General features: G+C 48.4%; 17 protein-coding genes. 6 read left to right on the forward strand and 11 right to left on the reverse strand.

Annotated elements, in window-relative coordinates:
* Nucleotides 1–96 precede the first annotated feature (96 nt).
* Nucleotides 97–636: an HD domain-containing protein gene (locus tag ACXADP_RS00290; RefSeq protein WP_474970282.1), complete on the forward strand. Its 540-nt coding sequence runs from the start codon at nt 97–99 to the stop codon at nt 634–636.
* Between the two features lie 36 nt (nt 637–672).
* Here the strand turns inward: ACXADP_RS00290 and ACXADP_RS00295 are convergent, their stop codons facing one another.
* Nucleotides 673–2,166: a UDP-N-acetylmuramoyl-L-alanyl-D-glutamate--2,6-diaminopimelate ligase gene (locus ACXADP_RS00295; RefSeq protein WP_474972281.1), complete on the reverse strand. Its 1,494-nt coding sequence runs from the start codon at nt 2,164–2,166 to the stop codon at nt 673–675.
* Between the two features lie 225 nt (nt 2,167–2,391).
* Nucleotides 2,392–2,724: an ArsR/SmtB family transcription factor gene (locus ACXADP_RS00300; RefSeq protein WP_474970595.1), complete on the reverse strand. Its 333-nt coding sequence runs from the start codon at nt 2,722–2,724 to the stop codon at nt 2,392–2,394.
* A gap of 144 nt (nt 2,725–2,868) precedes the next feature.
* On the opposite strand from ACXADP_RS00300, the gene ACXADP_RS00305 reads away from it, so the two are divergent.
* On the forward strand, nt 2,869–3,531 hold the full coding sequence (locus ACXADP_RS00305; RefSeq protein ID WP_474970279.1) for a type 1 glutamine amidotransferase domain-containing protein: 663 nt from the start codon (nt 2,869–2,871) through the stop codon (nt 3,529–3,531).
* A 107-nt stretch (nt 3,532–3,638) separates the two neighbouring features.
* Here the strand turns inward: ACXADP_RS00305 and ACXADP_RS00310 are convergent, their stop codons facing one another.
* A complete protein-coding gene (locus tag ACXADP_RS00310) occupies nt 3,639–3,866 on the reverse strand; it encodes a hypothetical protein (RefSeq protein WP_474970278.1) in 228 nt (75 codons plus the stop codon).
* A 147-nt stretch (nt 3,867–4,013) separates the two neighbouring features.
* Here ACXADP_RS00310 and ACXADP_RS00315 point away from each other — a divergent pair, with 147 nt between their 5' ends.
* Entirely contained in the window at nt 4,014–4,436 is a 423-nt protein-coding gene (locus ACXADP_RS00315) for a VOC family protein (RefSeq protein ID WP_474970469.1), read from the forward strand.
* A 223-nt stretch (nt 4,437–4,659) separates the two neighbouring features.
* On the opposite strand, the gene ACXADP_RS00320 is transcribed toward ACXADP_RS00315, so the two are convergent.
* From ACXADP_RS00320 to ACXADP_RS00340, 5 genes are all read right to left on the reverse strand, one after another.
* Nucleotides 4,660–5,784, reverse strand: a complete 1,125-nt coding sequence (locus ACXADP_RS00320; RefSeq protein WP_474970596.1) for an NAD(P)/FAD-dependent oxidoreductase — start codon at nt 5,782–5,784, stop codon at nt 4,660–4,662.
* A gap of 474 nt (nt 5,785–6,258) precedes the next feature.
* On the reverse strand, nt 6,259–6,480 hold the full coding sequence (locus ACXADP_RS00325; RefSeq protein WP_474970276.1) for a hypothetical protein: 222 nt from the start codon (nt 6,478–6,480) through the stop codon (nt 6,259–6,261).
* Nucleotides 6,481–6,567: 87 nt separating this feature from the next.
* Nucleotides 6,568–6,951 carry a carbonic anhydrase gene (locus tag ACXADP_RS00330; RefSeq protein WP_474970597.1) on the reverse strand — a complete coding sequence of 128 codons (384 nt, stop codon included), beginning with the start codon at nt 6,949–6,951 and terminating at the stop codon, nt 6,568–6,570.
* Between the two features lie 81 nt (nt 6,952–7,032).
* Nucleotides 7,033–8,745, reverse strand: coding sequence for a DNA-binding protein (locus ACXADP_RS00335; RefSeq protein WP_474970598.1), 1,713 nt, complete (start codon nt 8,743–8,745; stop codon nt 7,033–7,035).
* Between the two features lie 124 nt (nt 8,746–8,869).
* Nucleotides 8,870–9,817: an MBL fold metallo-hydrolase gene (locus ACXADP_RS00340; protein WP_474970599.1), complete on the reverse strand. Its 948-nt coding sequence runs from the start codon at nt 9,815–9,817 to the stop codon at nt 8,870–8,872.
* A 133-nt stretch (nt 9,818–9,950) separates the two neighbouring features.
* Between ACXADP_RS00340 and ACXADP_RS00345 the strand changes: the two genes are divergently transcribed.
* Nucleotides 9,951–10,298 carry a hypothetical protein gene (locus ACXADP_RS00345; protein ID WP_474970272.1) on the forward strand — a complete coding sequence of 116 codons (348 nt, stop codon included), beginning with the start codon at nt 9,951–9,953 and terminating at the stop codon, nt 10,296–10,298.
* A gap of 73 nt (nt 10,299–10,371) precedes the next feature.
* Here the strand turns inward: ACXADP_RS00345 and cydC are convergent, their stop codons facing one another.
* Together cydC and cydD are read right to left on the reverse strand one after the other, a co-directional pair.
* A complete protein-coding gene (cydC, locus tag ACXADP_RS00350; protein WP_474970600.1) occupies nt 10,372–12,078 on the reverse strand; it encodes a thiol reductant ABC exporter subunit CydC in 1,707 nt (568 codons plus the stop codon).
* A complete protein-coding gene (gene cydD, locus ACXADP_RS00355; protein ID WP_474970601.1) occupies nt 12,075–13,799 on the reverse strand; it encodes a thiol reductant ABC exporter subunit CydD in 1,725 nt (574 codons plus the stop codon). The genes cydC and cydD overlap by 4 nt, the downstream gene beginning before the upstream one ends.
* 319 nt (nt 13,800–14,118) lie before the next feature.
* Here cydD and ACXADP_RS00360 point away from each other — a divergent pair, with 319 nt between their 5' ends.
* Both ACXADP_RS00360 and ACXADP_RS00365 read left to right on the forward strand, forming a co-directional pair.
* The gene (locus ACXADP_RS00360; protein WP_474970602.1) at nt 14,119–14,598 is read left to right on the forward strand and encodes an Lrp/AsnC family transcriptional regulator; all 480 of its coding nucleotides are present in this window, start codon (nt 14,119–14,121) and stop codon (nt 14,596–14,598) included.
* On the forward strand, nt 14,598–15,215 hold the full coding sequence (locus ACXADP_RS00365; RefSeq protein ID WP_474970603.1) for a LysE family translocator: 618 nt from the start codon (nt 14,598–14,600) through the stop codon (nt 15,213–15,215). The genes ACXADP_RS00360 and ACXADP_RS00365 overlap by 1 nt, the downstream gene beginning before the upstream one ends.
* 794 nt (nt 15,216–16,009) lie before the next feature.
* Here the strand turns inward: ACXADP_RS00365 and trxB are convergent.
* Nucleotides 16,010–16,963 (reverse strand): thioredoxin-disulfide reductase, encoded by a 954-nt coding sequence (trxB, locus tag ACXADP_RS00370; protein WP_474970267.1) that lies wholly within the window; start codon nt 16,961–16,963, stop codon nt 16,010–16,012.

Genomic DNA, 16,963 nt, shown 5'->3' on the forward strand with positions numbered 1-16,963 from the left:
ATATAATATCCATTCTTATTTAATCAACCTTGGACAGTTTTTGCAATGATTCTGCCCTTGTTCTTCTGTTATGATCAAAAGAAAAGGAGGAAAAGCATGATTGAGCAGGCGGAACGGCTGGCAGCCAGAGCCCACAGAGGGCAGAAACGGAAGAACTCAGCTGACCCTTACATTGTTCACCCGCAGAGAGTGAGTGAAATCCTCAGAGGATGCGGAGCTTCTGAAGCACTTATTTGTGCAGGGTGGCTCCATGATGTCGTAGAAGATACAGAGGTGACCATTGAGGATATTCAGAAGCAGTTTGGTAATCAGGTGACAGAGCTTGTGGCGGCGCATACGGAGGACAAACGGCTTCCCTGGCAGCAGCGCAAACAGCACACCATCAACGTGGTCCGGGACGGCCGTATGGAAATCAAGTCCCTGATTGCAGCAGATAAGCTTGATAACCTGCGCTCCATCCATACGGCCCAGCAGCGCCTCGGGGAAAAGGTGTGGGATAACTTCAACGCGGGATACTCCCAGCAGAAATGGTATTATCAATCGGTGGCTTCAGCTATGTACAATGGTCTCTCCAAACAGGACGCTCCTCCCTTTTTTCAAGAGTACGCAGAACTGGTTGAACAAACGTTTGATTAAAAAAACATCCAGTTCCCAAACAGGAACTGGATGTTTTTATTGAGCCACTCCGGCATAAAAGCTATCTATAATCGCCTCGTCTGAATGAGGGATTTCCTCTCCCTTCACCATCTGCGCATTATTGATGCACCCGCTGGTCAGAAGAATAATATCGCCTTCTCCCCCCAGCTCGAGGGAACGCAGAACGCCTTCCTCCCGCGTGCGGGTCTGATGGACATGCGGAGATTCCGGATGGGAAAATCCTGTGCAGACTTGATCAACGATAATCTGCGGATCGTGGTAGCCGGGATGGTCGACCGTTACGATGATTTCGTCGGCCCGGCCTTCAATCGCCGCTGCCATCTTCGGCATTTTATTGAAATCACGGATGCCGATCCCGGCAATCATGACAATTAAACGGCGGTGTCTCAGCTTTTTCACTTCTTCCAGTAGACGGTTTAAAGCTACAGGCGTATGGGCGTAATCAAGAATCACCTTCTGATTCATTGGAGTATCGATAACTTGGAAGCGTCCTTCCGGTCCCTGCATGGCCGGGAGGACGGAGAGGATGTGATCGATGGTGAATCCAAGGTGAAGAGCTGTGCCGATGGCAGACAGAACATTCGCGACGTTATAGGTGCCGTACACAGGTACCTGTACGTTTTCCGAACGTCCGTACACCTGTAGTGTGAAGGTGGAGCCCGCCTCTGTCACCTCAATGTCTTCCGCTCTGATATCAGCCTCTGGACGGCCTTCTATACTGTACGTCAGCAGCCCTTCCCTTCCCATTGCGAGAAGTTCAGCGGCCATGCCGTCGTCATCGATATTCACGACGCGGTGATCGGCCTGTTTGAAGAGACGCATTTTACACTCCCTGTAGTGGTCGATGGTATGGTGGTATTCCAAATGCTCCTCAGAAAAGTTGGTGTGGATCGCCACATCAAACTGAATGCCTTCCACACGGGATTGATCCAGGGCAATGGAGGATACTTCCATCACGGCTGCTTCATCTCCGTGGGTACGCAGGTCACGGAAAATGCGATGCAGATCCATTGATTCCGGTGTGGTCGGCGTACTTTTTTTATAGGAGAGCTTTCTGCTGGATGTCCAGATTCCTGTTGTTCCGATGGATCCTGCCGGAAGTTCAAGAAGCGTAAGCAGAGACCGCACGTAGGCGGCTACAGTCGTTTTACCGTTCGTACCAGTGACACCAATCGTCTTCAGCTCATCATCGGCTGCTCCATAAAAGTACTTGGAGAAACCAGCCATGGCCGATCGTACATGGGAAGTGACAATAAACGTTGTCCGCGTATAGACCTCACTCATACGCCGGAACAGCTCATCCTCATGCCCGATAACGACGTTGGCCCCGCCGGCAATCGCCTCTTCGACATACGCATGGCCGTCGAAGGTTTCTCCTTTTAAACAGAAAAAAGCGGCATCCGGCTGTATACGTCCGGAATGAAAGGCGAGGGAGGAAACCGTTTGCTCAGTTGGGCCGTAAAGGGCCTCTATATTCAATTGGGGGATTTGATCAAATGAAAGATTCATGTTCATTTTCCTCACTCTTTATATAACTTTATCGTCGTCTTTTTGCAGGTGAACTATGTACGGTTCCTCCGTGGGATTAACGGAAGCTGACCCACTATTTACCGCTCATGGGGTACATACCTTACTACGTACTTTACCCGTTCTTCAAAGACATTGAAACCTTTCTGCTGTATGGCAGGGAAACTGAATCGTTTGAAGGAGAAATATTCCATTTTCATACAATTATCAATTATGCTTGGCATGGCTGATCGTCTGCTGCAGAAGGTCAATGACATGGTCATCATCGTTGGAATAATAAATCGTCGTGCCTGCTCTTCTGTATTTGACCAGCCTTAAATTTTTTAAAAAACGCAGCTGATGAGACACGGTGGACTGTCTTAGGTTCAAATGATCGGCAATTTGGTTGACAGACATCTCCTTCTCGCACAACAAATGCAGGATACGGATTCTCGTTGGATCGCCCAATGCCTTAAACGTCTGGGAAACGACGAATAACGTCTCCTCATCCAGGGGGCTCTGGTCCTCTTCTGTCATCGTTTGTTCCTTTTCGTCAGCCATCCTGCTGCCTCCTTTACCATAGTGAAGAGAAATGTAAATTCATCGTATGTCCCTCTCCTCCTTTTGTCAATGGAGGGAGACGTTTACTCTCCGCCCCTGCCGGGAATTTCTACTGTAGAACCGATAAAGGAGGAACAATCGTTTATGTCTAAAAACGTTCTAATGGTCGTCACGAACCACGACACGATTACGGAAGAACAGTCCACAGGTCTTTGGCTGTCTGAATTCGGAGAAGCCTATAATGAATTTAACAAGCATGGCTACAACATTACTGTCGCCAGTCCAAATGGCGGCGGAATTCCGATCGATCCGAACAGTGTCAGTGACGACGAACCACAGGAAATCCTGGATACCAAACCTCATTTAGAAAATACGACCCCGCTGATCGACGTGGAAGCGGACGATTACGATGCCATCTTCCTCCCAGGCGGACACGGGACGATGTTTGATTTTCCAGATAACGAAAAACTGCAGAAACTGCTTCGAGGATTTTATGAAGATGGAAAAGTCGTATCTGCTGTCTGCCACGGCCCCGCAGGTCTTGTCGGTGCCACATTATCCAACGGCGACCCTCTCGTAAAAGGGAAACGCGTCAGTGCTTTTACAGACGCGGAAGAAGCAGAAACAGGCCTTGATGAGCATATGCCTTTCCTATTGGAGAGCCGCCTGAGCGAACTTGGTGCACAAGTCCGAAATGGGGCCAACTGGGCAGAGCATGTAGAAGTAGACGGACGCTTGGTTACCGGGCAGAACCCTCAATCCACAGAAGCCGCAGCCAAAGAAGTCGTAAAACAGTTAAATCAGTAAGAAATAAGGGATCCTGATTCAGGGTCCCTTTCGGCTGTCCAAAAAGAAGGATGGAGACATGGAAAAAGCTTGTAGAAAAACATGGTGTTTTTCTACAAGCTTTTTTCTTATTGGTCCTCCCCTGGTGGGTGAAACAAATAGTGGTACAGCCGGCGGGAGAGAACCCCGAAAGTGATCAGCCAGAAAACGAGGAGCACTGCCGCCCCCGCCCCCTTCAGGAATGTCCATCCTGTAAGAAAGGCGAAAAGGAGTCCTGCTGTCAGCACCGCTGTAGAAAAGATAAACAGCAGGATGGAAAGCAGAACTTTCATACTGTGACTAATCCAGGCAGGCATGAACTTTCACCTCCTGCTCTACAGTATGTATTTTTTCCAAATCAGCTTGTACGTTTTAGTGGACAACGGATAAAAAGGGCAGATGCCTGCCGCACATCCGCAGCTGTGCTACAATAAACGCACGCAGATTGTAAAGGAGAATCCATGTTGGAAAAAAGACTCGACCATATCGGCGTTGCCGTACGCCTTATTGAAGAAAGCATTACATTCTACACAGAGGTTTTAGGCGGAACCCTGATTGACCGCTATCGAAATGAAGCCGAAGGCGTGGAAAGTGAAATTGCTGTGATGGATGTGCACGGCAGCCGCACAGAACTGCTGATGCCGACGAATAACACCACCTCGCCGATCGCCCGCTTCATTAAGCAGAAAGGCAAAGGCGTCCACCACGTCGCCTACGAAGTGGAGAACCTGGATGAAGCCATAGAAGAGGTTCATGCTCAAGGGATACGCACCCTGGAATGGTCCCGGAGAACAAACAAGCACGGAAGACGGCTCATTTATCTGAATCCCGCCGACACCGAGGGCACCATCATTGAATACTGCGACTATCCGAACAAGCAGGAATGATAAAAAGACAGGGAACCTCTTGGTCCCCTGTCTTTTCAACTTGTAAAGAAACCACGTTCTTGTCCAGTGCCTCTAAAAGCCTCAGCAGCGCTTGTTCACAAACATGACCTGTCTCACACAAACGACAGGTTCCATTGAGTCTGCGAAGCTGTGCTCGATGTTCTCCCGCTGAACATGTCTCTCCACACGATATACGGACAACTTTGACTGAATACACGGTCTTTTACGCTTCTTCCAGTGCTTCTGCCACGCTGTAGTCTTCTGCATCCAATTCTGTATCACGTCCGAGGGCCATGCTGGCAAGCTCTGCGCCAAGATAGGGGCCGGAGGTAAGACCGGAAGCCCCGAGACCATTGGCCGTCAGCACGCCTTTCCATCCAGGAATCCGGCCAAACACCGGCAGAGAACCCGGCGTAAACGGCCGGAACCCGACACGGCTTTCCACAAAAGTACTGTCTTGAAGACCAGGAGCCACCTCCAGAGCCTTATCTAAAATATAATGAAGGCCTCCGGCTGTCTGACGCTGATCGAATCCGGCATCTGTCTCGTGCGTGGCTCCAACAATCATACGTCCCCCACCAAAAGACAACATATATTGGTTGTTCGGCGGCATAACCACCGGCCAGTCTGCGGTTTCCGTACCTTCTACATCCAAATGGACAATCTGTGCCTTCTGGGGACGGGAAAGGAACTGGATCCCGAGCGGCTGGAACAACGGCTTCGCCCAGGCGCCTGCGGTGACGATCACTTCATCCGCTTCCAGCTTCCGTCCGTCCACTTCCACGCCTGTCACGGTATCCCCTTCAAAAGTGAGGGAGGCATCGCCATGCATCATGACGGCTCCACGCTTTTTTGAAGCTCGGATTAATGCGTCACGGAGCGCGCGGCCGTTGACACGGGCCGCGCCACTGACATGAACCGCTTCATAGCTTTCCTCTGATAACAGAGGGAAATAGGTGCGTGTTTCTTCCGGCGAAAGTCGTGTGATTTCACCGATTTCCGGTGCATCCTCCCTCCGTTTTTCCGCCCGTTCAATGGTCTTCTCCAGTTTTTCCGGGTTGGTGTGCAGGCTGATTGCTCCCACTTTTTTATAACCGGTCTCGTGCTCGCCATCCGCTTCCAACTGCTGGATCAACTCAGGGTAATACCTTGCGCCGCCTTTGACGAGACGGTACCACCGTTGATTCCGGCGCTGTGCGAGCCACGGACAGACAATGCCTGCAGCGGCTTCTGTGGCCTGACCCTCATCCTTCCGGTCCACAATAGTGACGTCCGCCCCTTCTTTGATCAGATGGTAAGCGGTCGAGGCTCCTAAAATACCTGCTCCTACGATGATATATCTCTTCATAACGAACTCCTTTTCACGCTCATTGTCTGCATCTATTGTATAGGACAATGCGCCGGGACTCAAATCTCTCCATAGAAAAAGGCGTCTCCTTTTGAGACGCCTTTTTCTGTGGAGAAACCTTTTTTCCAGTGCCTCCAAAGGAGTGGTCATGGATAGAATTTCCCCACGCAGGCGGCCGTAACGCAGCCTGTCCTTTTGAAACGGCGAAGCAGCTATGCTCAACGTTCTCTTATATCATAGGATAAAGCTGTCTTCCCACAGGCATCGGCACGTGGAGCGTTCAGTGGTGACGTCTGCGGGAACAGCGCGAGCCGAAGATCCACTTGGTCCAATAGTTTTCTTGACCAAGTCAGCTGAGGCCGTGCCCGCGGCAGGCATCCACCGATAAGCGGAACGTGCCCTCTCAACATCACATACGGACAACTCTAACTGGATAACACGGACTTTTCTACAGCCTGAGACGCCTTTTCCCAGTCATTCCGCTGTGTGTGTACATAAGTAGCGATAGCACTGCTCCAAGGTACTTACACAGTCATGGATGCCGACGCTTTCGATCTCAAAGAGTGAAAAAGCATTCAGCGTGACGGTGTAGGAAGCGATGGTGACGGTTGGACAACCCTCTGTCAATTTCCTTAATTCCAAAAAAATCGGATCGTGCGCGCTGCCAACGAAGTCAAATCCATTCACCTGCTCCATTTCCCCACTCCTTACCGTATCAAATGTATAACCGCGGGCCGATCCCCCGTTGTACGGTATACATTCGATGCGGGGAAGGAAAATCCTCTATCCTACAACGACTTCCACTTCCCATTGATCATTCACATACAGACCGATGACTTCTACACCGAAGCCCCAGGACTTCACAAGGTCGACAGACTGTTTGATCTGCCCCTCCTTCACTTCACGATCGACTGGGTTTCCGGCACAATTATGGTGGCCGACAACAGCGACAACATTGGATCCATGATTATCGGTGGAGATGTTGATTTTTGTTTTCACAGCAGCCAGCTGCTCATCTGACCCTTCCAAAAGGAACTTCGTCGGGCCGGCTTCTGTAATCATATCGATGTAGGCTGTATCGTATTTTTTCTGCATCCAGTAAATAACCGGCAGCTGTACTCTTCCATCCATACAGTTGATAGCGGTGGCAAACGTTTTTTCAGACATAAAAATTCCTCCTCATTTTTTCTATGTTTTCTATCTTATCATAAAGAAAAAACAGCAGGAGGCCAAACCCCTGCTGACTTCTTAATTGCTGATGCCTTCGATCTGCATCGTTTCCACCGTACCGGTTCCATTTTCCCGGATACGCGCTTCAAGATTCACCTGATCTCCTTCTTTCAGGAAGATCGATAACGGAGCCTTGCTGGTCGTAACGGTATATATGGTCGTTTCTCCTTCAAGGAGGAACTGCACCGACTGTCTGGATTCAGTGGAGGTTACGAGTACACGTTTGATGACGCCGCTCTTCTCCGTGAGGTCCACTTCCTGACTACCTTCCACATTGCTTGGGTCCTGGGCAATCTGGAGACGGTAGGCGTTCAGCGTCTGTTTGGCCGTATCCCCGAAGACAGCAAAATCAGAATCGGCGGCCTTAATGTAGGCGTACTGCTTAAAGAGGCCGTTCGGATCCAGAACGTTGACAATCCACGTCGGGTGTCCGTCCACGTTGTAAAGCACCGGCATCGTTCCGGTCCAGTTTTTCTCTGGATACTGCTTGTTCACGATCTGCACTGCCCCTTTACTGTCCATGATCCCCTGGTTCTGCTGACCGTTGTAATACGTCAGTTCACCAGTACGGGCATCAATCAATGTATAACCAAGGGCTGAATCGATGTTTTCTTTCGGTGAAGCCATATCCGTAAAGTAGTACATGGCCCCGTTCTCATCGAATATCGGGGTCACACTGCTCTCTGTTCCGGATTCGTTCGGGATTTTCACATCTTTTTTACCAAAAATGGAGTTCAACCATCCGTTGATGTACTTCCCGAAGTATTCATTCTCCGTGGCAGCCAGTTCGGAACTGACCGATCCTTCAACAAATTCCGGCGCTTCTGAAGCTGGATAGGTTTCCACATCGCCGGTCACCGGGTCTACAACGGCGACTTTGACTTCCTGCATATCCGGCCGGTTGGAAAAGAACAGCGGTTTGTAAATCGTCTGTACGTACCATGGCTTCCCTTCATCATCCACTTCAATCTGGGCTTCCCCGCTTTGAATATGGTCCGGGTGGGCACTGTAAACGACGCGCTGGACGTTATGGTTGAAATAACTCGAGTTGGTATACTTCATTTTGCTTTGGACGAACTCAGGCTGGGCATTAATGTTCGTCGCTGCGATCGTGAAGTATCCTTCCGTCTCATTTCCCCGTACATAGCGCCAAAAGCTTGAGAATTCCACTGGAGCGACGTAGACGATATCCCCGTCCACCTGCTGCGCCTGAAGCTTTCCAAGATCATAAAACTGGGTGTTCGGGACGACACTCATCGCTTTCTGCACTTTGTTACGGGCCGATTCAGGCGCGACAGAAATCGGTGTATTTTCCTCATTCAATGGGCGGGCCTCCGCCTCCTCCGATTTGGCGATCGAATCATGGCTGTCCTGCAGGGCAAAAATGCTGTAGACGAATACGCCTACGATTAAAACAGCGGTCACAAGAACAATGACGCCCGATAACGAGCGGTGCATCGTCTGATACTGCACAGGCACCTTGGCTCCGCCATAAACAAGCGGCACGAACAGGATGGCGGTAATACTGTTCAAGATCAGCATATTCGGAATCGTAATGGTCGGCATGAACGCATAGGCAATCGCGAACATGAGGATAAAGCCGAAAATAAATACGCCGGCGGCTGTCCTCATAATCTTCTTTCTTCTCATACGGTTTTTCCAATAGACGATGAACGTCAGGATGAAAAATAAAATAAAAGATAATAGAGCTGTAATCAGCATTCCTATCATAAAAGTCAGAACTCCTTTCTATGTCTACAGCTTATTTACGTATCCGCCCTTCTTTGGTTTCAAAAAGTTTTCCGAAGGACGGATAGAGGAAGCGCCCTTGATCTATCAAACGAAGATCAAGAGGTCAGACATTTTGTTTTTGGAGATAATCCGCAAGACCCATGGCACACACTTCAAAATCGAGCTGAAGCAGTTGGTATACCGGGTGAACATCGGGAACGCCATTTCGGTTGAGGTAGGCGGACACACGCAGATGAAGCCGCTTCTGTATTCCTTCTATACCTTCTCCTTGTTCCAGAGCGTCCTTCGCTTCACTTACGAAAACAGGAATCCATTTCTTGACTTGATCAAACGCTTGTTCAGGATCCTCCGACGCCCCGTAATGACCGAAATACAAGCGTTCAGGTTGAAGGCTCTCCATCTTTTCGATCGAGGAAATCATCACGTCCGGATCAAATTGATTGGGAGAGGTTGTAGGAAGGAAGAAAGGTTCCATCCGGTCCTCCACGTGGTGATAACGTATCCCTGCGGTATCACCGGTGAAAAGCCCTCTGCTTCGTGAATCGTAGACGGCGAGATGGTGGCCGGCATGACCAGGGCTGTCATAGAACGTCAATGTCCGGTGATCTGACAGCTTCAAAGTCTCCCCCTCTTCCTTTACAACCAGCCTTTCGTCCGGAACAGGAAGGACAGGGTCGAACAGCTGATCAAAAACATCCCCGTACACCATACGGGCTCCCCTCACCAGTCTGGACGGATCGGCCAGGTGGCGTTTCCCCTTCTTATGGACAATCACCTCAGCGTTGGGACATTCCTTCAAAAGCAGCCCCACCCCGCCGGCATGGTCCAGATGAATATGAGTCAAAATGATCGACGTCACATCCTCCGGGCGGATCCCCAGATCTGATAGTCCAGCCAGCACATATGGAATGGATGGGCTCGGTCCGGTTTCAATCAACACCGGAGACTCCTCTTTGAATACATATGTACCTGTACGTCCCTCAAAGCCTAAATCATAACCGTCAATCAGATACAGATCCTCCCCTAATGCTGTGGGTGCTTTCTTTTCCAATCGGCTCACCTCTCCCTTAGATTTATCTTCAGTTTACTAGAAGTTTCCATAAAATGATAACGTTTTCTTGTGTAGAGAAAGAGTCACAAAAATGGGCTGGGTGAATATCATGGGTGGTGAGGAGTTGGTTTCAATGACTGAAGAACGTCATCCACAAACCCCTTCCAAACCGGGGTACAGCGATTGTAAAAAGATGAAGCACTTTCACGTGATGGTCGAGATGGAGGATGGCCGGTCCTTTGATGGGATCCTCACAGACGTTTCCGGAGACAGCTTCACCATCCTGATCAGCGAAGACGTCGTCGTCGATGAGCAAGGACAGGTGATGGATGAACGCCAGTATGGATATAGACGCAGAAGGGCCCGCCGGTTCCGAAGAGGCATTTATCCGATTGCCGGTCTCGCCACCTTAGCTCTGTTCCCTTACGCCTTCCGTCCGTATCCCTATTACTACCCTTATCCATATCCATACTATTACTAAGGGAATCACGCTTATGTCTTATCTCAAACGAACTTAAAACAACCGCCACAATCGTGTGGCGGCCTTTTTTCATTCACGCAAGAATCGTCTGCTCAATCTGTTTCATTTCATAAAATAGACCACGGCGGCTCATCAAGTCCTCATAGGATCCGGATTCCTGAATTTTCCCATCTTCCATAACGATGATCTGGTCCATCCTTTCCAATCCGTTCAGCCGGTGGCTTATCAGAATGACGGTATCATCTTGAGCCTGGTGGAATAAGCGGTCGTAAATGCCTCTCTCCGTCAACGTGTCCACCGAAGAGGTCGGTTCATCAAGCAGCCACAGCCGCTTCCCTTTTAAGAAGGCACGAGCAGCCGCCAGACGCTGTTTTTCCCCTCCTGATAAATTCTCTCCTTTTTCAAGGACTTGTTTATCGAGGGAAAAGGGCAACCCTGTAGAAGCAAGAGCCGCTTGCTGCTGCTCTTCTGTCGCACCCTCATTTGCCATACTTAAATTGTCACCGATGGTACCGAAGAAAAAGTGGTTCTCCTGCAGCATCACATTGGTGTGGGCCCAGAGACTCTCTTCGTCAAGGGTCCGGATATCCTCTCCACCGACTTTCACGACGCCCGCATCTGCCGTATGGAACTTTAACAGCAGCTGGAAGATCGTCGACTTCCCAGAGCCGCTTGCTCCTACGATGGCTGTTTTACTGCCGGAAGGAATGGAAAAGGAAACATCCGTCAACGCCTGGCGCGGTTCTTCAGGAAACCGCCAGCTGACGTTCTCCATCCGGATAGAGGGGGCATCGGAATCATCCATTTCCTTTGTCCCGTTCTCTGTTTTTTCTTCATCCACCAGGGAAAATAACCGGGCAGATGCTCTCCGGCTGTCCTCCAAATGCGCAGGCAGAACAGCCATAGGTGCCGCATTTTCAAAAACAGTCAGGGAAATCATCACAAGCATCGCAAGGAACAACCCGTTCAAGTCCCCGGAAGAGACGAGAAACGCTCCGAGGCCCAGGACGACCCATGAAACGATCAGCGTCACGAACGTGTTCCAGGAATGGCTGGCAAGCATCTCACGGCTGTCCTTCTCCTGCTGTTGGAGGTAAACGTGTGAAGCCTGCTGCAGCATCTCCTGTTTTTCAGAAAGCTGTTGATGAATTTTCAAGTCTCTGAATCCATAGATGAATTCAGTGGCCTCTGTAGAAAGTTGTCCTCTGGACTCGCGGACAAACCGGCTCGATTTCCTCTGCTTCACACTGTACCAGGCCGGGATCACCAGTCCCGTTACAACGAGTCCGAGCAGCAGAACCACGGCCACCGAAAGCGAAAAGATGGACGTGAACACCATTGTCCCTAAGAATATGATGACGAGCACGACGGGTGGATAATACACTCGTAAAAAGAAGTTCTGCAGACTTTCCACGTCCCCGACAATCCGTGCAAGCAGGTCTCCGCTCCGATACTTTTGAAACAGCCTCGGGGCGATCGGTTCCAGCCGCTTATAAAACGTAACTCGCAGATGGCTCAGAATCGAAAAGGTCGCTCTGTGGGAAAAGTACCGCTCGGCGTACCGGCCAAGCGCCCTGGCAAACCCAAACAGCTTTAAAAAAGCAATCAGGACAGTCAAGGCATATAAAGGAGGAAGCAGTGCCGCTTTGGATATCAAGTACCCGCTGGAAGCAAACAAGCCCACAGCAGAGAGACCAGCGAGAAAACCAAAGAGAATCGAAAGGAGAATATCTTTTTTCTCAAGCGTAACGAGACGAATGACTTCTTTGAGATCTTTCATGCCCCCTCTCCTCCTTTCTGCATTGTGACCATCTGCCGATATAGAGGCAGCTCAGCTTTTAATTGTTCATGGGTGCCTGTACCCACAGCACGTCCCTCATCGAGTACAAGAATCTGGTCGGCCGCCTGAATCGTATGGAGGCGGTGGGCGACCGTAATCATAGTCGCCGTCTCCGACAGCTCTTGAATGGAGCGCTGAAGGACAGTCTCTGTTTTCACATCCAGCCCTGTTGTCGGCTCATCAAACAGAATGACGGAAGGCTTTTTCAAAAAGGCACGGGCCAGTGCAATGCGCTGCTTCTCCCCGCCGGATAAACCTCTTCCGCCCTCACCGATTGATGTATCCAATCCATCCTCCAACGTCTCAAGCAGCTGGGAAAGGCCGGCCTTCTCCGCTGCACGGGCCGTTTCTTCCCTGGAGGCGCCGGGAACTCCAATCGCCATATTCTCTGCAATCGTACCCGAAAAAAGATACGGGTGCTGGGAGATGTAGCTGACACCGTTGAACCAGTCCGCTTCCTTGTACGAATAAAGCGGACGTCCGTTCACGTCTACATCACCAGATGAAGGAGCAAGCAGTCCCGAAAAAATATTGAGCAGGGTTGTCTTGCCTGATCCACTCTTTCCGACCACCGCCAGATGACTCCCTGCTGGAATGTCCACCGATACCGGATCAAGAGCGAATCCTTCCTCATACTGAAACTGAACAGCGCGGAGAGACAAGGCCGGAGGCTGTTCATACGTGAGCCCCTGATCTCCCCATACCAACGAATGGTCCTCTTCGTTCAACGTCTCCTCCAGCTGCTTGGAGGCCCCGGAAGCTCCACGTCCCGTATGGAACGCACTGCCGAACTCCTTCAGTGTCAAGTAAAACTCCGGTGCAAGAATCAAAATGAAAAAAGCGGTGAAAAAAGAGACACTTTCATACACAACAAGGCGGATGGCAATCTCAAGAGCAATCAGGCCAATACTGAGCATGGAGATGAACTCAAGCATGAGGGAGGACACAAAGGCCACCTTCAGCACTTCCATCGTAGCCGTTTTAAATCCGAGACTGCTCGATTCTATTTCCTCCTGCTGGCGATGACTGCGGTTGAAGAGCTTCAACGTAACAAGTCCTTGAAGGGTATCCAGAAACTGTCCGGAAAAAGCCGAAAGCTTCTCCATCTGGTCTTCCGATTTCTTCTTCGTCATCACACCGATGATCGCCATGAACATCGGAATGAACGGAGCTGTGATTACCATGATCAGCCCGGAATAAAGATGGGCGGAAAACACAACGGCCAAAATCATCACAGGGATAATGAGGGTCTGGATCATTTGTGGAATATAGCTGCTGAAATAGCCGTCCAGTTCATCCACGGAATCCATGAGTACACTCACCTTTTGTCCGGACCGCCCGGTCACCGATGTGGAGATCGACTGCCTGGACATTTTTTCAATCAAACGATGCCGGTAATGCTCTTTAGCTCTCGAAGCAAGACGGATGCCCGTTTTTCCATTGAGCCATGTGAAGAGAGTACGTCCAGCCAACACGAGAAACAGCCCGGCAAACAAAGGCAGAACATCCTGGAGGCTTTGCTGACCAAGAAAAATCCGATCCACAATCGCAACGAAATAATAGGATTGACCGATGACACTGGCTCCGATGAGAAGAGACGTGAGGATTAACAGCGTCATCCCTTTTCGATCAGCAAAAGCAAAGCGGCTGAGATGCTTCATAATCTATAGAAAACTCCTTACACGTATTTTTTGTGAAGTTTTTCACATTACCTTTATTATAAAGGAAAGACACCCTTTTTTCTAAAGAGAAGCCTGAGGATTCTATGACAATTCTTTAACATCGTCCCCTTTTCTGCCGCCAGTCATACAATCTCAACGGATAACTTACCCCGGTCGCTTATCGTCGCAAACACCTTATCAAACCTGTGATGAGGATTAGTATGCCGAAAACCTTTCAGGAGGTTAATGGAAATAACCTTTACTTTTTATTTTATAAATAACATGATAGTAAAAAATTTATAAAAGGAGGAAAAATCAGTTGGATAACTTTGGTTACAAAATATTGAAAGCACTAATTGATAATGGAAGGGTTACTTGGGCTGAATTAGCTTCCCAAACTGGATTATCTGCTCCATCTATTGCAGACCGTGTTAATCGTTTGTTAAACAATGAAGTAATAAAAGAACTTGGCGCAATGGTAAATGGGGAAAGTGTAGGAACAGAATGTACAGCATTTGTGGCAGTTTCATTAGAAAAACCAACATTCAGGAAAGATTTTTTAAGGCTTGTCAAGGATTTGGAAGAAGTGCAGGAATGTCATCATATTGCCGGGGAAGATGATTATTTATTGAAAATTCGTTGCCAAAATACAAAGGATTTGGACCGAGTAATAAGTTATGAAATTAAAAACCTTGCAGGTGTACGGAGGACAAAAACAACAATTGTGATGGATACAACAAAAGAAACTTTGCGGGTCCCCTTACAAAAAGCAAAATTTAATAAATCAGGTGAACAGTAATGTTCGGGGAACTATTACTAAAAGGACTGTTCATTGGAATTAGTATTGCTGCTCCAGTTGGACCAATTGGGGTGTTATGTATCCGCAGAACTCTTGAACATGGTAAGTTAACTGGATTTGTATCTGGATTAGGGGCTGCAACAGCAGATGGAATATATGGAATAATCGCTGGTCTCGGTTTAACATTTATAACAAACTTTTTAATTGGTCAACAATTGTGGCTTCATCTTATTGGCGGTATATTCTTATGTTATTTAGGAGTGAAAATATTTATTTCAAAACCTTCAAATAGATCAGCTGAAGCCAAAGGTAACCAACCGTTTTCAGCTTTCATATCTACTTTCTTTTTAACTATTACTAATCCAGTTACAATTTTATCATTTATCGCCATTATCTCAGGCCTAGGAATTACAACTAACAATGCAACGGCACCTGGCTTAATTTTAGTCGCAGGGATTTTTATAGGTTCATCATTATGGTGGTTATTATTAAGTAGCCTTGCAGGAACATTAGGCAATCGACTAGAGAATGATTATTTGAGCCTGATTAATCGCATTTCTGGAATTATATTATCGTCGTTTGGAGTATATAGTTTAGTTACTGGACTTGTTGGTTAGAGATTGATCTCATAATATTATTGGGGTGTTGTCCATATATTTAATGTTTCACTGGTTCATTGATCTTCTTATGGATCAAGAAAAGATATGAGGGGTGCTTACATGGTCTATATACCTTCAATTTGTTCTTTGTAGTTATTCCAAGCTTCATCATATACTAATGTAGGCGTGAAAATATCTATGATTCCTTGCTTAACTCTAAAGTCAAAAGACTATAGTTTTCTTAAAAGAATGGATCAATAAATGATGTTTGAATCTAAATAAACGTTCAAAGCTTTTCACCCTTTATGATTCTTGCTTGTTATTCCACCAATATTTCAGACGATTTTTCCATTCTCTACCTTACAATCAACGGGGATGTGGGCCTATGTATAAAACCCTATGGAACAACACAGATATTCGTTTATATATGAGAGCAGGAGCGGTTTGAATAAAGAATGGGTCCACCTCAGCAAGAAATTTCTCCTGAAAGGCATGAGGCTGTTTATGTGGTGCAGTTGGATTCATTAGAAGAAATGCTCCTTCTTCTATGAACATGTCTCCAAACTTCGTCTGATACTTTCCTTTACCCGCAGGCGAAAAGATCAGCTTGCAAGAAAAGTCTTCTCTCCATGATCTTTCCCCAAGCTGGTCGAAACGCTGCAGGAATAACCCGTTCGTCTGCTGCCAAATCAAGCTTCCCTCCCCTTTCTTTCATTACACATTCAGTGACTGTATTCTACCTACTAATTCCAAAAAATTCAATTAAGTGTATCTGAAAAAAAAGAGACCGCCCCTTCCAGGGCAGCCTTTTACTAAGAAAGGTTCTGGCTCCAATCGACAGCCGCTTCGCCTTCCAGGAAGCGTTCAGAATCCATTGCAGCCATACATCCTGTGCCGGCTGCCGTAATGGCTTGACGGTACTTTTGATCCTGGACGTCCCCGCAGGCGAAGACGCCGGGGATATTCGTATTGGTCGTTCCTGGTTCCACAAGAAGATAACCCTTCTCATCCATATCCAGCTTTCCTTTCAGAAAATCTGTGTTTGGATTGTGACCAATGGCAACGAAAATCCCATCTGTATCGATAACTTCCTCTTCACCAGTTTCATTATCCTTCACTTTGATGCCCGAAATTTTCATCCCGTCTGAGACCATCTCCACCGGCGTTTTATTTAGAGCCCACGTCACCTTATCATTTTCCTGTGCCCGCGACTGCATGATTTTAGAAGCACGCAGTTCATTTCTTCGATGGATCACCTGCACCTCACTCGCAAACTTGGTCAGGAAGGTCGCTTCTTCCATCGCCGAATCGCCGCCGCCGATGATCACAACTTTTTTCCCGCGGAAAAAGAACCCATCACAGGTTGCACAGGTGCTCACTCCTTTTCCGATATTCTCTTTCTCGCCGGGAATACCGAGCAGTTTGGCGGAAGCCCCTGTGGAGATAATCAGGCTGTTCGTCTGTATTTCGCCGATGCCATCCACCTGAAGGGTAAATGGCCGCTGATTCACCTGGACATCTGTTACCCAGCCCCGTTTAAAAACAGCGCCGAACCGCTCGGCCTGCTTTTTCATATTATCCATAAGTTCAGGCCCCATGATGCCATCCGGGAAACCGGGGAAGTTCTCCACCTCCGTGGTCAGGGTCAACTGACCTCCAGGTTCAGGTCCCTCGATCACCAGGGGTTCTATGTCTGCGCGTGCAAGATAGACGGCGGCTGTCAAACCAGCCGGTCCTGTTCCTAAGATGACAGATTTGTAGGTCAT

This window comes from Halobacillus sp. AWH4_228, from assembly GCF_056158365.1.